A 14,198-nucleotide genomic window follows, 5' to 3' on the forward strand; every position below is an offset into this window, starting at 1 on the left:
CGCCTCCAAGCTGCCGGGTCCGAACTCCCCGATGAAGGAGTATTCCAAGTACTACGAGGGCGAGCAACAGAAGCTCGCTTTCTCGCAGATGCGGTACAAGGCGGCCTTTGCCTCGGTCTTCGAGCAGTGGCGGGATAACTTCTGCGGCATGATCGTGGATTCGGCGAATGAACGAATGCATGTTGACTCGTTCTCGCTTCCCGGAGAATCCGGGACGGACAAGGATGCCCGCGAGTTCTGGCAGCGGTCCAGCATGGATGCCCTGTCGACTGCGGTCCACCTGGACGCCATGATCCAGGGCACCGCGTATGTCAAGGTGTGGGAGAAGGCCGGCGAGCCCCTGATCACTCCGGCCTCTGCCGACAGCATGGCCGTGCAGTACCGGACCGGCAGTCTCACTGAGTTGGACGCCGCAGCCCACTTCACCACCGATGACTGGGGCCGGATCGGGGCAACGCTCTGGACACCCACGTACGTCTACGAGGTGCCGTTTGGCGTGACCGACTGGGAACAGGGGAACCGGACCAAGAACCCGCTCGGGGTCGTCCCGGTGGTTCCCTTCGACAACCGGGCCCGAATACAGGGCCGGCCGTTCTCGGACCTGGCGAACTGCATTCCGATCCAAGACGCCATCAATAAGACCGTCATGGACGCGCTGACCGCGTCTGAGATGGCGGCCTTCCCACAAAGGTTTGTCACTGGTCTGGAGATCCAGGAAGATGCTAACGGTCGACCGATCGAGCCCTTCCGGGTCGCAGTGGACAAGATCCTTCAGGCGGAAGACCCGGCGGCCAAGTTCGGCTCATTCCCGGCCGCCGATTTGGGGAACTACGTCACGCTGGTCAGTATGCTTCTCCAACACCTGAGCTCTGTGTCCAGGCTCCCCCATCACTATTTCCTGGTGAACGGTGGTTCTACGCCCTCAGGTGAGTCGATCATCTCGGCCGAGGCCGGTCTCATCGCGAAGGTCCGAGAGAGGATGCTTCACTTCGGCGAGGCCTGGGAGCGAGTTATCCGGCTCTGTTTCGCCATCAAGCGCGACAAGCGCAAGGACGCCTTCGCTCTTGAAACGGTCTGGAAGGACCCGGAGTACCGGACCGAGGCCCAGCACATTGACGCACTCCTGAAGCTGCGACAGCTCAACGTGCCCGAGGAACAGCTCTGGTCCGATGCCGGTTACTCATCCGCCCAGATCGAATCCTTCCGCGAAATGCGTAAGGAGGATGCCAAGGCGGCTGCGGAAGTCCAAAAGATCGGCCCTCAGCCCCAACACGATCCGACTGCCCTGGCTGCCAAGAAGGCCGCCAGCAAACCACCGCAGGGAAACTCCGGAAACATCAACCGGAAGCTCCATGGAGCCAAGAAGTAAGGAGACTGGATGTCTGATGTCCCGGAGACCGAGCCCACCGACAAGCTTGCGGCGGACGATGCCGATCTGGCGGCGCAGGTCGAGAAGTGGAAGGCTCTGAGCCGCCAGAACGAGAGTCGTTGGAAGGAGACTTCCCGAGAGCTGGACCAACTGAAGCAGGGCCAGATGACCGAGCACGAGAAGGCCCTTGAGGCCGCTCGCGCCGAAGGCCGACAGGCCAGCGCTACGGAGTTCGGCCGCTCCCTGATCAAGGCGGAGATCCAGCTTCAGGCCTCCGCCGCCGGCGTCTCTGTTCAGCCTGACTTCCTGGACTTCACGCTCTTCGCCGCCGAGGACGGTACGGCCGACCCGGAGAAGGTGAAGGCCTACATCAACGGCCTTCCGGTCGAGTCGGAGTTCGCTGACCTCCAGGGCGCGGGTTACCACCGCAACCCGGCGCCGTCGTTCACCAGCATGGACCCGAACGAGCTGGCCGACATGATCTCCGGCGGGCGTTTCGTCTAACCCTCTCCCCCCAACTTCCCACAGCCCCGAGGCGCTAGTTCGCCTCGGGGCTTCTCTTATGCCTTGGAGGCCTGCCTATGGCGCCAACTACGCATCACATCAACCTTGACCCGAAGCAGGTCACGATTGCCGCTCTCGGCCTGCTTGACCGACAGCTCACCCTTGGCGGGCTTCCGGCCCGGTATTCCGAGCTGTCGTTCACCGGCGGCCTGGGCGACGTCATCAACGTCAACCGCGAGTCGCGCGGCATTCCGGTGCAGTCGACCGGCATCACGACCCCGATCCAGAACCCGGTGAAGGGTGACAAGAACCTCCTGGCCGCCGCGTCGGATCGGCCGCTGCCGACCGACCCGCGTCTTGCCCCGCAGGGCTTCATCCGTGAGAGCCGGTTCCCGGTTCAGCTGACCACCCTGGCCCAGAACTCCACCGTCCTGAGCATGGAGCAGGTCGCCTTTGACCTCCGGGAGTTCGGTTCCCAGGTCCTTACCAAGCTCAGCCGTGGTTTCGCCGAATACTTCGACGACACCACCGCATCATTCATCAAGTCGAGCATCACCCGATCTGCTCTGACTGCCGCCCAGAAGAAGGCAGTTGGCGGCGACGTCACCGTGACCATCCCGGCCGCAGACGGCACCGGCACCAACATGACGGCGCGAGCCCTGGCACTCCGAACCGCCCTGGTGGATGCTCGCATGGCCATGAACCTTGCGAACGTGCCGACCTCGGAGCGCTACCTGATCGCCGGCCCCGAGGTTGAGGCGATCCTCCTCAAGGACCCCCAATTCGTGGCCGTCGACTACTCCGGCGACACCAACGCCCTCCGCCGGGCGACGATCGGCCGGATCTACGGGTTCGACATCGTGATCCACAACAGCTTCGGCCTTGAGGCCTACCTGTTTCACAAGAGCGCGATGCTCCTGGTGTCCGCCTGCCCAGCCATCCCGCTGGGCGCGGTGAACGGCGCCATCCAGAACGTCAACGGGATCGCCACCCGGATGCTCCTCGACTATGACTACGCCCGTAAGGCGGACACGATCGGCCTGGACACCATGTATGGCCTGGCCACCGTCAAGGAGGACCCGGACTATTCGGTGCGCGGCGTCTCCATCGGCGAGGCCTTCGTTCGAGGCCTCAAGATCTCCATCGCGGAGTCTGGTGCTCCGGCGGGCGGCTGATGAATCGTTTCGCCACTTCTGAGGACGTGGCTGCCCGCCTTGGGCGGCCCGTCCTGACGGACGAACAGCCTCGGGTCGATGCCCTTCTGGATGACGTCTCGGTTCTCATTGCCGCGCACTGCAACGGTAATTGGGACACGTCCGCTCCACCGGCCACGTTCAGGGTGGTTGCCTGTTACGAGGTGATTCGTTGGCTGTCGGTCACGCCCGGTGTGGTCATGGAGAGGACCGGCGAGTTGGAGGTGCAGTTTCAGGCCTCCGCCTCCGTTCTCGGTCTCTCCGAGGCTGCCAAGGCGTCCCTTCGCCGATACCGGCGTTCCCTCTCCTCAATCCCCCTGGCCCGGGAGGTGCAGCCCTGCCCCGATACTCCGAGCCCGTAGAGGTCTGGCGCGCCGCCCTGGTGGCGGACGCCTACACCAACCGGCGGGACTGGGACCACACAACGAAGGTCTGGTCAGGACTAGCCAGCGTCCAACCTGGTAAGCCTTACACGGTTCGATCGCCTGAGCGGGAGACCACAGTTGATCGGCTGCTGATCTACCTCCCGCCATCCGCCGTCGTGGACTCTGCCGACCAAATTACCGTCCGCGGAACGGTCTACCAGGTCGAGGACGAGCCCGCCCACTGGCGAGCCGGCGCCCTCAGCCACATCACGGTGAAGGCAGTGCGGGTGAGGCGATGAGCAAGTTCACCCTGCAGATGACGCCCGGGTGGGAGCGAGAGGTTCTGTCGGCTCCTCAGGCTCAGGCCATCGTGGAGTACCACACCGCCCGTATCGCCGAGTTGGCCATCAAGGCGGCTCCGAAGGCCTCGTACCGGTCCAACTGGAACTCGATCAAGCGGAACATCGAAGCCCTGATCACCCTCTATGACACCTGGTATGGCCAGGTGGTCGTGGAGTTCGATCACGACGTCCGCCACGCGATGCTCCAGGAGCGCGGTTACAAGGATCGGAAGGGCCGCCGCCACCCTGGCAGGTACTTCTTGAAGGAGGCCCTGGAACGAGCACGAATCGAATAGCGGATCCGGTCAATGTCGCCTGGATGTACCTGAGTTCGCTGCCTGACCTCCCCGCAGGTTCCGTCACCGGCGACATGGTCGGCCGGCAGGCCGGGGACACCACCATCTACCTCGCCCAGTCCGGGGGCCACCGGATGGTACGGGACCGGATGGACCGTGCGGACATCGAGTACGACGTCTACCACCAGGACCGCGCCGAGGCCGCGCGTCTGGCCCACGTTGTCCGTCAACATCTCCTTGAGCAGCTGCCCGGCCGGGAAGTCGCCGGGGCCTTGGTGCTCGACGTCGCCGAGATCTCCATCCCCCGGTACTACCCGGACAGCACCAGCCGTGAGCACATGTACGGCGGCGAGATCTCCATTTTCTATATCGAGGCCTGAAAGCCTCTCCAACCAATTCTAGCTAAGCCCTGTGGCCTCACGGACGTGGGGCTTTTTTATGCCCGGAGGCAGCCTTTGACCGATGCCCAGAAGATTCGTTTCGCCCCCAATGGTGGCCTGCATATTGCCCCGGCCCCGACTGGCCGTCCGGGCGGCACCCAGCTGCCGGTAGATGTAGGTGACGGTAAGACCCCGCCGACCGGCTATAAGAGCCTGGGGTACGTGGACGAGGGCGGCGTCACTATCACTCCTTCTATTGAAACCGACCCGATTAATGCCTGGCAGTCCGCGACCCCGGTTCTCTACGTGGTCAAGAGCGCGAGTATCCAGATCAAGGCAACGCTGATTGAGACCAATAATCTCACCACTGAGCTTTTTTGGGGTGCGCCGTGGATCGCTCTTAAGGATAAGGACGGCAAGGAGACGGGCACCTACCGCCTGGATCTCTCCAGTACCCCTGACCTCCAGGAAGTCACCGTGGTCACGGACTGGGCTCAGCGCGGTGTGCTCTACCGCTGTGTCATTCCGCGGGCCATGATTTCGGACCGTGGCGCTATTACCCTCCAGCGCAAGGAGGCCCAGAGGTACGAGCTCACAATTTCGGCCCTGGACACCGCTGGAAACCTTGGCTATGTACTCACCAACGACGATATCAAGGGGACCAGCGGCGGGGTAGCTCCGTCTGCTCCCTTCTCCGCCGTGGTTGCCGTTCCGGGCCATTCCACAAATGATTCGGCAGCGTCCTCGTGGACGGCTCGCGTGACTGCCACCGGCATTACCAGCCCGGCCCCGGTCAAGCTCCTGAATGCGGCTGGTACCGCGTTCCAGCTCCAGACCGCACTTTCGGCGGACGGCACCTACGACGTAACCGTTCCGAAGGGTCAGGCAACTGCTGAAATCAAGGTGACTCACGCTGGAGTGGATTACTGCTACTCCGTAACCGATAAGGCCCAGATCGGTGTTTCGAAGGCCTGCACAGTCGTTTCCGGCTAAGGCCGCACTCCCCTTCCGGGGAGGGCTCATAGTCCCCGGCCCCTTTCCTCTTCCCTAGATGCTGGAGTTCCCCATGCCTGCTGCCAAGACCACCCCGAAGTCGGCCGTCGAGGCCGAGGCCACCGAGACCCCGACCACCTTCGAGCACGCCGGGCTGACGTTTACTGTCCCTCCGCCACTGGACCTGCCTCTCGATCTCCTGGACGCCGAGTCCGAGATGGAGGCCGTCCGTCTGATCGTGGGTGACGAGGTGTGGGCCAAGTACCGGGCGACCCGCCCGACGATCCGTGACTTCCGGGCCCTGGCCAAGAAGGTCGACGAGGCTGGGGCCGACTCGGGAAACTGATCAACACCGTCCGCGTGGTACGGGAGCACAGCGAGGCCCTGGAGGCCGATCTCCTGGAGTTCTACGGGGTTGACCTCCTAGACCTGTGGCGCGGACGGCTATCCCTTCGTCGGGTGCATGTGCTCATCAACGCCCTGATGCACAAACCAGGTCAGTCCGTGCTCCTGGCCGAACTGGACGAGACGGCGCGGTGGGGCACCGCGGACCACCTCCTCGCCAGAGTCTCGGACGCCCTTGAACTGAGCAACTTCCTTTTCCTGAAAGCCAATTCGGAAGAGTCGGCCGATCTGCCGATCCCCGAGCCGCTTCCGCGGCCGGGCATGCCGACGCCCGAACTCCCCTCTTCTGAAACTTACTTCGCCGATGGCGGTGAGGTCGCGGACTTCTTCTCACGCATGAATTCACTCTGACCCTAGGAGGGCTGCATGGCATCCTCTCGCGGCCCGATCAAGGTCGGTTCCGGCTACATCGATATCTTCCCCAAGGTCGACCCAGAAGGCGCCCAGAGGTTTAAGGCCCAGCTGGTCAAGGAGATGGAGAAGGCCGGTACCCAGGCCGGCCAGGTCTTTGGTACCGCAGCCACCAAGGGGTTCGAGGGCCTGCCGAAGGCCGCTGCCACGGCGGCCAAGAAGGCCAAGGCCGCCATCGAGGCTGAGGGCAAGGACTCTGCGGAGACGTTGGCTCGGATCGAACGAGAGCTCACCGCCCAGTTCGGGTCTGAGGCTGCTCGCCGGTTCAAGGAGGCCCGAAAGCTCGAAGTCGAGAAGCAGGCCCTCGCCGAGGAGACCAGCACGGTCACCCAGCGGGCTCTCCGTGCCACGGTGGCTCAGGAGACTGAGGCCGCAACTGCCCGCAGTCGTGCCACCCAGGCGACCGAACGGGAACGCCTGGCCAGCTTGCGCCGGCAGGCCGAGGCAGCTGCTCAGACTGCACGTGAGGAGCGCGCCAGTCGGCAGCGCGCCCTTGAGGACGAGGCCCGCATTGACCGGGAGATCGAGGCCACCCGACTCCGTCTTGAGCGGGAGACCCAGGCCGCGATTCGGGAGACCGCCCGCGTTCGCCAGCAGGCCCAGCAGCAGACGATCCGCGGCGAGCTGGCCCAGGTGGCCGCTGTTCGGGACGGGCTGCGTCAGCAGCTTGCCGAGACCCGTACGACGCTCTCTCAGATCTCGGCCTCTCATACCTCTGTCGTAGCGACCATCGGCAAGGCGTGGAAAAAGGGCTTCGAAGGCGTTGAGAAATTTGGTACCGGGCTTTCCGAGGCCGGCCATCTGGTCACCAATAACCTAGTTTCCCCTCTCGGCCTGGCCGCTGCTGCTGCCACCGCCTTTGGCGTTAAAAGTGCCGACTCCATGATCTCAGCTCAGACCGGCCTCCGAGGGATGGGCGTTGAACTTAAGGATGTCAACTCACTTCTCACCGAGATGACCCAGTACGGCATTGAGACGCCATACAGCGTCAATGACATGCTTAAGTACGGTACTCGCTATACGAGGGCGAACGCCGCCCACAACAAGAAGTTTGCATCCTCCGACCCGCTGGAGCACGCGGAAGGTTCTCGGGAAGTAGCTCAGCGGTCTGTCGACATGGTCAAAATGATCGGCGACAGTGCGGCCTATGGCGGCGTCCTCGACCCCAAGATGGTCTCGGATGGCATGTATGCCCTTGAGGTCATTCAGGACATGGGCCGTACTCCATTGCGAAATCTCAAGCAGCTTGAACGCGCTACGGGCATTCCTGCCCAGCAGATTGCCAAGCTGGTCGGTTTCCATGACCGCGCTTTCACTCCGGCTGAACTTGAGGGCCGGAAGAAGATGGCCAAGGATGCGGGCGCCGACCTGGACCCGCCGACCACGTATGAAGCCAGTGCCCAGCTCATGGATTTCATGGCGAATGCGAAGGACACCGGCGGCCTGTCCGGCGAACAGCTCATTGAAAAGCTGCTGGAGCACTGGCGCGACCCCAAGATGGGGATCATGGGCTCGGCCAAGCGCATGGGTGGCGCAACGGTCGGCAGTCGCATTGAGAATATGAAGGAGCAGGCCCAGTTCAAGCTTGGCCAGCTCTTTTACAGTGAGGGCGAGGACGGCTCTTACAACTACACCGGTCTTGGCCAGAAGATCATGGGCCACAAGGTCAGTGATAAAGATGGAACCCGCTTTGAGGGCGGGCTCCTTAATGACGTTCAGGACATCGGCAAGGACGTCTTTCCGACGCTCAAGCTGATGGTCGAAAAGTTTATCGACACCCTGTCCAGATTCACAAAGTGGATCAAGCAGGCAGCCGATTATCTGGAGGAACATCCGGCCCTTCGGGACCTGGTACTCAAGGCCGCCGAACTCGGCGCTGTCCTCGGCCCGCTGGCGATCGGGGCCGGAATCCTGCTCAAGCTGGTGGGCAAGGCCGGCAAGCTGGCCGGCACCATGACCTCAGTTGCAGCTGCCCCTGTCGTGGCCGCTGGCCGCGGAGTCCGGGGAGCGTCCCGGATCGTTCGACAGGCCCGTGCCGGCGTCCAGAGTCGCGGCGAGGGCGACGGCTTCTTGAGCGGCTACCGCCAGCGTCGAATCGAACTGACCGGCGGAACCTCCGGGGATGACCGCCGAGTCCGCAACGAGATTCAGGCCCTTGAGGCTCAGATCCGCCAGGCGGACGCCAGGACGGCGGAACTCCGCCGGGACCTCCAGGCAGTTAACAACACCCAACTCCGTACTCTTATCGGCGAGTTGTCCGGCAACGGCAACCGTAGTGTTGAAGGGGCCGCACAGGCGGCTCACACGGAGCTGACCCAGGCCCGCACTCAGGGCGTTGAGGCCCTGAACCGGGCCACGCTCAGTGGTCTCCAGCGGGAGCTGGGCGACAGTCGCCAGAAGGCGGCGCTCCTGATCGCTGAGCTCCAGACCGCTCAGCGTGAGGTCGCCCAGCTCGATGCCAAGCGCCTGGTTGCGTTCAAGGTCCAGGTCGACGGTGCTCACGGTGCCGTTACGGACCTCCGGCTTAAGGTCGAGGAGACCAGCCTCTCCGTCGGCCGCCTGGACGGGAAGAACCTCAACGGCCTTCGGGCCGAGTTCACTCAGGCCCATTCAGCGGCGAACTCCCTGTACGAGAAGATCGGCATGGGCGTCGGGGCAACCTCGGTTGCCGGCCGTGTCGGCCTGCTCGATCAGAGGTCGCTATCCGGGCTCCGGTCCGAGTTCACTCAGTTGCACGGGGCCGCCGACCTGGTCCACGAGAAGGTGGGCCAGGGCACCGGGGCACTCAGTGTGGCCGGGCGAGTCGGTCTCCTGAACCAGCGCTCGCTGTCGGGTCTGAGGGCGGAGTTCGATGCCGTCCACAGCTCCGCTGAGTCGGTCTACACCAAGATCGGTCAGGGTACCGGTGAGGGTTCGGTGGCTGGCAGGGTCGGCCTGCTGAACAACCGTTCGCTCAAGGACATCACTGAGCGAATCGAAAAGCTATCGGCTGCTCTCATGGCGGCTCACGGCCATGCCAAGAGTCTTGACGACTCGATCGACAACATCTCGAAGAAGGCGCCCGGAGGGCATTCTTCGGGTACCCCTTCCAAGCCGGATACTCCGAAGAAAAAATATGCGGCGGGTGGTGTTCTTCCTGGCTATGCGCCGGGTGTGGACTCCATTCCGGCGATACTTTCTCCCGGTGAGGCAATCCTCCGACCGGAGGTCACTGCGGCCCTCGGGCCGGCTCTGATCCACTCGTGGAATGCAGCGGCCCGAAAGGGCCAGCTGTCCCGCTATGCGGGTGGCGGTATCGCGGGCCGGTTCGGGTTCGACGATATCCGCAACGCAATTCAGCTCCAAAACGTTTTCCCCTATGCCACGGCCGCTGCCCGGGTCATGTCTTACTCCAAGGCGAGTGACGACATTGGAGGTGACGCTCAGTTCGGAATGCTCGGTGTCGGGTCGAACACCTCTAGGTGGGTCGGTTCCGGCGTCGCAGACCGGTTCAAGGGAATCTTTGATTTCGTCACCACGGACTCGTGGTCGCTTCTCCGCCGAGTTCCGACCGTTCTCGGCCAGGTAGCGGGAACTCTCGGCGGAAGTATCTCGCCGATCCTCGGCCAGTATTTCTGGGACGACATTTGGAAGGGCGATGGGAACATTCTCCGACGAGGAGAGCGGTTCCTCGGAGACACGTTCTCAACTCACACTCTGACCGAGGCCCTGGGAAACCTTGGCGGCGGCGTGTGGGAATCGCTGAAGGCTGTTGTCGGCGGCGCTAAGGATCTGATCACAGACCCGGTTGGAACGGTAAAGGAGGGTATTAACGGGATCTGGGATGTCGCCTCGGCCGAGGTCGATCAGGTCGTCGACATGGTTCAGGCTGTTAAAGGCATCTACGATGCTCCAGGCGATTATGCCGAGTCGGTTCTAGAGGACGTCCTGAGCACAGCCAAGGAGGCCCTGCCGAATACCGATGGTCTTTTCGACTTCTCGTCCGGCTCTAAGGTTTCGGCCACCATCCCGGTGTCCGACCTGGATTTCCATGACATGCTCGGCGGCAGGCTCGATCCCACCGGGGATCAGGTTACCCGCTGGCGCCCGACGGTTCAGCGGGTCCTCGGTGAACTGGGCCTCGACCAGAGTTACACGGATCTGGTTCTGCACCGGATTCAGGTGGAGTCGAGTGGCGATCCTAACGCCGTCAATAATTTCGACTCGAACGCCCTGAACCCGAATATTGGGGCCAGCGCCGGTCTCATGCAGACCATCCCGGCGACCTTCGCGGCCTACGCCGGACCGTACCAGTACCTCGGGCGGTTGAACGGTCTCGCCTCGATTTATGCGGGCCTGAACTACGCCATCCACCGTTACGGCGCCGGGTGGCCTCAGGCCCTCTCTGGGAACTCCGGGTACTGGTCGGGGACGCTTTCCGCATCTCCCGGCCTAAAGCTGGTCGGCGAGCAGGGTCCGGAGCTGGTGAATTTCCGAGGAGGTGAGCGTGTCCACAACGCCGGGGACACCCGGCGAATGCTCCAGGGCAAGACCTACGAAATCCACATCCATGAGGCCAAGGCCGAGGACACCACTCAGGCCGTTCTGCGGGCCATGCAATACGCGGAGGTGATGTCAGCAATGTAATCGCGAGGGAGGCCCTATTTGCCGATTCCGGCTATAACCCCAACCGTCAAGGACCAGCAGCCGGCACCCCTGCCGCTGCCCCCTCAGCCGGTGGAATGGGGCCATACCCACGTGACGATCACGGGCGCTGGAGGTCAGGGAGAGGAAATCTCCCTGACCTCCTTTGCCTCCCAGGAGTGGCCGGCGATCCTGATTCAGGCCGGGGCCACCGGACTTGATATGCCGCCCGTCGAACTCTATGCCGATGATAGCCCGAATTTGGATGGATCCATTTACCGGGGCAGCCGTGTGGCAGCCCGGCAAATCATGATCCCGGTTTATCTGCACGGGGTTGACCGTCGGTCTCTTCGAGACCTAAAGCGGCGGTTGATCCGGGCCATCAACCCGAAGAACGGCCCCTGTCTGATCAAGGTCACTGAGGCCGATTCCCAGACCCGAACCCTGATGGCCCACTACAAAGACGGTATGCAGGGTGACGAAGGCGTGGATAACGCCGGGTTCCGCTGGTCCAAATACGGCTTGCAGTTCACCGCCTATGACCCGTGGTGGTACGGCCCCGATCTCCAGGTGGCGGAGTGGAGTTTCGGCGGTGGCACGGCCTTCTTGAAGACCGGCAAGGGATTCATGCCGCTCTCCCTGAACAAGGGTGTCCTGTCCAACTCGGCCATCCCTGTGGTGAACCCCGGCGACGTCGAGGCCTGGCCCGTGTGGCAGCTCAAGGGGCCCGTCCGCGGGTTCCGGCTCACCGGAGCGGACGGCGGCTCGTTCGGCATCTCTGCCGGGTCCGTCGGGGCGCCTGACGCCGTACCAGCAGGGCGAACGCTCACCATCGACACCCGTCCCGGATACAAGACGCTCCGGGACGACCAGGGCACCAACTACTGGTCCGGGTTGGACGGCTCCCCTGCCCTCTGGCCTGTGCCGGCCGGGGAGTCGGCCGTCTCCGTGGACCTGGCGGCCGGCGGCCCCACCGCCTCCCTTCGTCTATCCTTCCGCCCCCGATACGAGAGCTACTGATACATGGGATACCGAATCGAGGTGCGGGACCGGGGCCTCCGCCGGATAGGCGAGATCGATACCTGGATCAAGCTGGATCTAATCGTCCGATTCTGCCAGCAGGGCAGTTGGCAACTTTTGGTGAAGGCCGGGACGGAACAGGCTGCACTTCTCCAGAAGGGCGGCGGGATCTCCGTCTATCAGGATGGTGTTCCCGAGCCTGTTCTCACCGGTCAGATCGAGTTCTTTCAAAAATATTGGACCACTGTTCAGCACACGAGCGAAGGTTCGCTGTTTGTCGGCGGGAAGTGTGACAACAAGGTCGCTTACTCTCGTCTCGCTTTCCCCGAGCCTACCGCCCCGATCTCAGAGCAGTACAAGGCGAAGTCGAACCGGGTCGTCTCCGGTCGTGCCGGCTCAGCGCTTCTATGGGAACTGGAGCACGCGGTAGGAGCCTCTGCGCTCCCGGACCGTAGGGTTCCCGGCCTGGCCCTGCCTGCCTCCGCGGACTTCGGTGATCCGGTCTCCGAGGTGCTGCGGTTTGATTCAATCGGCACAGTCCTTGAGAAGTGGACAGATTCCAAGAGCATCGGATACCGACTGGTCTACAACCCCGATACGAGGCGTATTGGCCTGGAGGTCTACACGCCTCGGGACCGGTCCAAGGAAGTGCGCTTCTCCCCTGAACTGGGGAACCTCCGGGAATACGTCTGGTCGCTTACCGCACCCAGGATCACCCGAGCCATTGTGGCATGCCAGGGAGAGGGAGAGGAGCGCTACCTGTACCAGCAGATCGATTCTGAGGCCGAAACCGAGTGGGGTATCCAGATCGAACAACTGGTTGACCGCCGCGACCTCCCGCTCAAGACCGACCCAGCCACCGGCCAGCCGGCCAAGGCAAGGCCGGAAACTACAGATGAGGAGTTCGCGAACGCCAAGAAGGCCGTCCGCGATGCCGCTGCCGCAGCCCTCCAGCAGGGCGAGCGAAACGGAAACTTCCAGCTGTACCCGATTGACACGGAACAGATCCAGTTCGGTCGGGACTATTTCGTGGGTGACCTGGTTACCGTCTCAATCGACGGAGTCGACTACGTCGATATAGTTCGTGAGGTCAGCATCACCGTTGAGGATGCCGGGAGGCAGCTCACCATCCGCCCAAAGATCGGCGAGCAGGGTACCGGCGATCCACTGAATCTGTACAAGACCGTAAACGAGCTTCGAGAGAAGCTGAGGAAACTCGAAGCGAGGATGTGATTCATGGCTGAAGTCAGCTACCCATTTGCCCAGGCGAATTCCTCGGGCGGCAGTGAGATGGTTTCTCAGATTCAGTGGCAACAGATGGCCCACCTGTGGGGTGGGGACCGGATTGACTACCAGCTCACCAGTAGCACCTATGATGCTGCGGCCCTTCCTTTCGCCTGGAAGGTCATCAACGGTCGGACAATTACCGTCGACCCCGGGAATGCGTGGGTCGGGGGTTTCTACTACCAGCTCACGGCGACTGCTTCTCTGGACGTCGAGCCGAATCCGACGGATAAGCCCCGTAAGGACACTTTGGTCATTCGGGCTGATGTCACCAAGGGCAGTGTGAATCTGGCCGTGGTGAAGGGCCAGCCGAGCATTTCCCCGATCGCCCCTCAGCCCCAGCGGGCTCCCGGTCAGCGCTGGGAGATGGTCCTCCTGGAAGTCGATGTGCCGGCAGCCAATGGCGCCCTGGTGGTCTACTCCCGAGGCCAGTTCGACATGCCCCGGGCGGTGGCAACGCCATGGAACACGCGGAGTACGGCTGATTTCCTGCCCCGAGGGTCTTTCCTCTATGACCTGGACGTGGACGGTGGAGACAGCCAGTACGAGGCCTACAGCGGTCGTGACGGCTATGTGGTGGCCCGGCACCTGGGCAAGGCCCGACCTTTCACCCCAGGGCTCTGGGGCGTTAATTCACAGCCTGCCGAAGTCGATCGCGTATGCCGCTGGCGGTGGGCGGCCCCGAATCTGGTCCACTTCAACATGCGGATTCGAAACCCCGGGGCCGACATCGTGACCACCGGGTGGTACATGCAGGCCTCCCTTCCCCAGCCGGCCAACGGGCGGACTGCCCAGACGTTCCACGGCTACATTGACAACCCCGGCGGAAACGGCGGGCGCCCTTGGCTGAGCGACGTCCGTGGAATCACCTGGGAGGGAAACAGCACCACGACTGTGAACCTCTTTACCCCGGATTCCACCGGGCTCACTCTGCTTCCGGGTATCCCTGCCCGTTCCACGCTCTATCTGAGCGGAACTTACGAATCCGACGTCTTCGCCGAGTAAGGAGACTTT

Annotated in this window: 12 protein-coding genes; all 12 read left to right on the forward strand. The window is 62.9% G+C overall.

The features are described from left to right. Nucleotides 1-31 precede the first annotated feature (31 nt). The 12 genes from ACIOJE_RS07615 (at nucleotide 32) to ACIOJE_RS07670 (ending at nucleotide 14,189) form a co-directional block, all read left to right on the forward strand. Nucleotides 32-1,369, forward strand: a complete 1,338-nt coding sequence (locus tag ACIOJE_RS07615) for a phage portal protein (RefSeq protein WP_400774072.1) — start codon at nucleotides 32-34, stop codon at nucleotides 1,367-1,369. Nucleotides 1,370-1,378: 9 nt separating this feature from the next. Next, complete coding sequence (locus ACIOJE_RS07620) at nucleotides 1,379-1,873, forward strand: hypothetical protein (protein WP_280676810.1); 495 nt, start codon at nucleotides 1,379-1,381, stop codon at nucleotides 1,871-1,873. Between the two features lie 77 nt (nucleotides 1,874-1,950). Next, nucleotides 1,951-3,048 carry a hypothetical protein gene (locus ACIOJE_RS07625; protein WP_280676812.1) on the forward strand — a complete coding sequence of 366 codons (1,098 nt, stop codon included), beginning with the start codon at nucleotides 1,951-1,953 and terminating at the stop codon, nucleotides 3,046-3,048. Between the two features lie 678 nt (nucleotides 3,049-3,726). Beyond that, nucleotides 3,727-4,068: a hypothetical protein gene (locus ACIOJE_RS07630; RefSeq protein ID WP_400774076.1), complete on the forward strand. Its 342-nt coding sequence runs from the start codon at nucleotides 3,727-3,729 to the stop codon at nucleotides 4,066-4,068. Nucleotides 4,069-4,091: 23 nt separating this feature from the next. Further along, complete coding sequence (locus tag ACIOJE_RS07635) at nucleotides 4,092-4,448, forward strand: hypothetical protein (RefSeq protein ID WP_400774079.1); 357 nt, start codon at nucleotides 4,092-4,094, stop codon at nucleotides 4,446-4,448. A 75-nt stretch (nucleotides 4,449-4,523) separates the two neighbouring features. Beyond that, on the forward strand, nucleotides 4,524-5,441 hold the full coding sequence (locus tag ACIOJE_RS07640) for a hypothetical protein (protein ID WP_400774081.1): 918 nt from the start codon (nucleotides 4,524-4,526) through the stop codon (nucleotides 5,439-5,441). A 73-nt stretch (nucleotides 5,442-5,514) separates the two neighbouring features. After that, nucleotides 5,515-5,787: a hypothetical protein gene (locus ACIOJE_RS07645; RefSeq protein ID WP_400774084.1), complete on the forward strand. Its 273-nt coding sequence runs from the start codon at nucleotides 5,515-5,517 to the stop codon at nucleotides 5,785-5,787. Between the two features lie 113 nt (nucleotides 5,788-5,900). Continuing rightward, a complete protein-coding gene (locus ACIOJE_RS07650; RefSeq protein WP_400774087.1) occupies nucleotides 5,901-6,197 on the forward strand; it encodes a hypothetical protein in 297 nt (98 codons plus the stop codon). 15 nt (nucleotides 6,198-6,212) lie between these two features. Further along, a complete protein-coding gene (locus ACIOJE_RS07655) occupies nucleotides 6,213-10,883 on the forward strand; it encodes a transglycosylase SLT domain-containing protein (RefSeq protein ID WP_400774088.1) in 4,671 nt (1,556 codons plus the stop codon). Between the two features lie 111 nt (nucleotides 10,884-10,994). Next, nucleotides 10,995-11,900 (forward strand): phage tail domain-containing protein, encoded by a 906-nt coding sequence (locus ACIOJE_RS07660; RefSeq protein WP_400774091.1) that lies wholly within the window; start codon nucleotides 10,995-10,997, stop codon nucleotides 11,898-11,900. A gap of 3 nt (nucleotides 11,901-11,903) precedes the next feature. Next, nucleotides 11,904-13,133 carry a siphovirus ReqiPepy6 Gp37-like family protein gene (locus tag ACIOJE_RS07665; RefSeq protein WP_400774094.1) on the forward strand — a complete coding sequence of 410 codons (1,230 nt, stop codon included), beginning with the start codon at nucleotides 11,904-11,906 and terminating at the stop codon, nucleotides 13,131-13,133. Nucleotides 13,134-13,136: 3 nt separating this feature from the next. Next, nucleotides 13,137-14,189, forward strand: a complete 1,053-nt coding sequence (locus ACIOJE_RS07670) for a hypothetical protein (protein WP_400774097.1) — start codon at nucleotides 13,137-13,139, stop codon at nucleotides 14,187-14,189. Nucleotides 14,190-14,198 lie beyond the last annotated feature (9 nt).

The sequence above is a fragment of the Kitasatospora sp. NPDC087861 genome (assembly GCF_044742585.1).
Taxonomy (GTDB): Bacteria; Actinomycetota; Actinomycetes; order Streptomycetales; family Streptomycetaceae; genus Kitasatospora.

What these genes read in the sequence shown, in the direction of transcription:
- ACIOJE_RS07615 (WP_400774072.1), top strand. Translation starts at nt 32, where the DNA reads ATGAAGGAGTATTCCAAGTACTACGAGGGCGAGCAACAGAAGCTCGCT.
- ACIOJE_RS07620 (WP_280676810.1), top strand. Translation starts at nt 1,379, where the DNA reads ATGTCTGATGTCCCGGAGACCGAGCCCACCGACAAGCTTGCGGCGGAC.
- ACIOJE_RS07625 (WP_280676812.1), top strand. Translation starts at nt 1,951, where the DNA reads ATGGCGCCAACTACGCATCACATCAACCTTGACCCGAAGCAGGTCACG.
- ACIOJE_RS07630 (WP_400774076.1), top strand. Translation starts at nt 3,727, where the DNA reads ATGAGCAAGTTCACCCTGCAGATGACGCCCGGGTGGGAGCGAGAGGTT.
- ACIOJE_RS07635 (WP_400774079.1), top strand. Translation starts at nt 4,092, where the DNA reads ATGTACCTGAGTTCGCTGCCTGACCTCCCCGCAGGTTCCGTCACCGGC.
- ACIOJE_RS07645 (WP_400774084.1), top strand. Translation starts at nt 5,515, where the DNA reads ATGCCTGCTGCCAAGACCACCCCGAAGTCGGCCGTCGAGGCCGAGGCC.
- ACIOJE_RS07655 (WP_400774088.1), top strand. Translation starts at nt 6,213, where the DNA reads ATGGCATCCTCTCGCGGCCCGATCAAGGTCGGTTCCGGCTACATCGAT.
- ACIOJE_RS07665 (WP_400774094.1), top strand. Translation starts at nt 11,904, where the DNA reads ATGGGATACCGAATCGAGGTGCGGGACCGGGGCCTCCGCCGGATAGGC.
- ACIOJE_RS07670 (WP_400774097.1), top strand. Translation starts at nt 13,137, where the DNA reads ATGGCTGAAGTCAGCTACCCATTTGCCCAGGCGAATTCCTCGGGCGGC.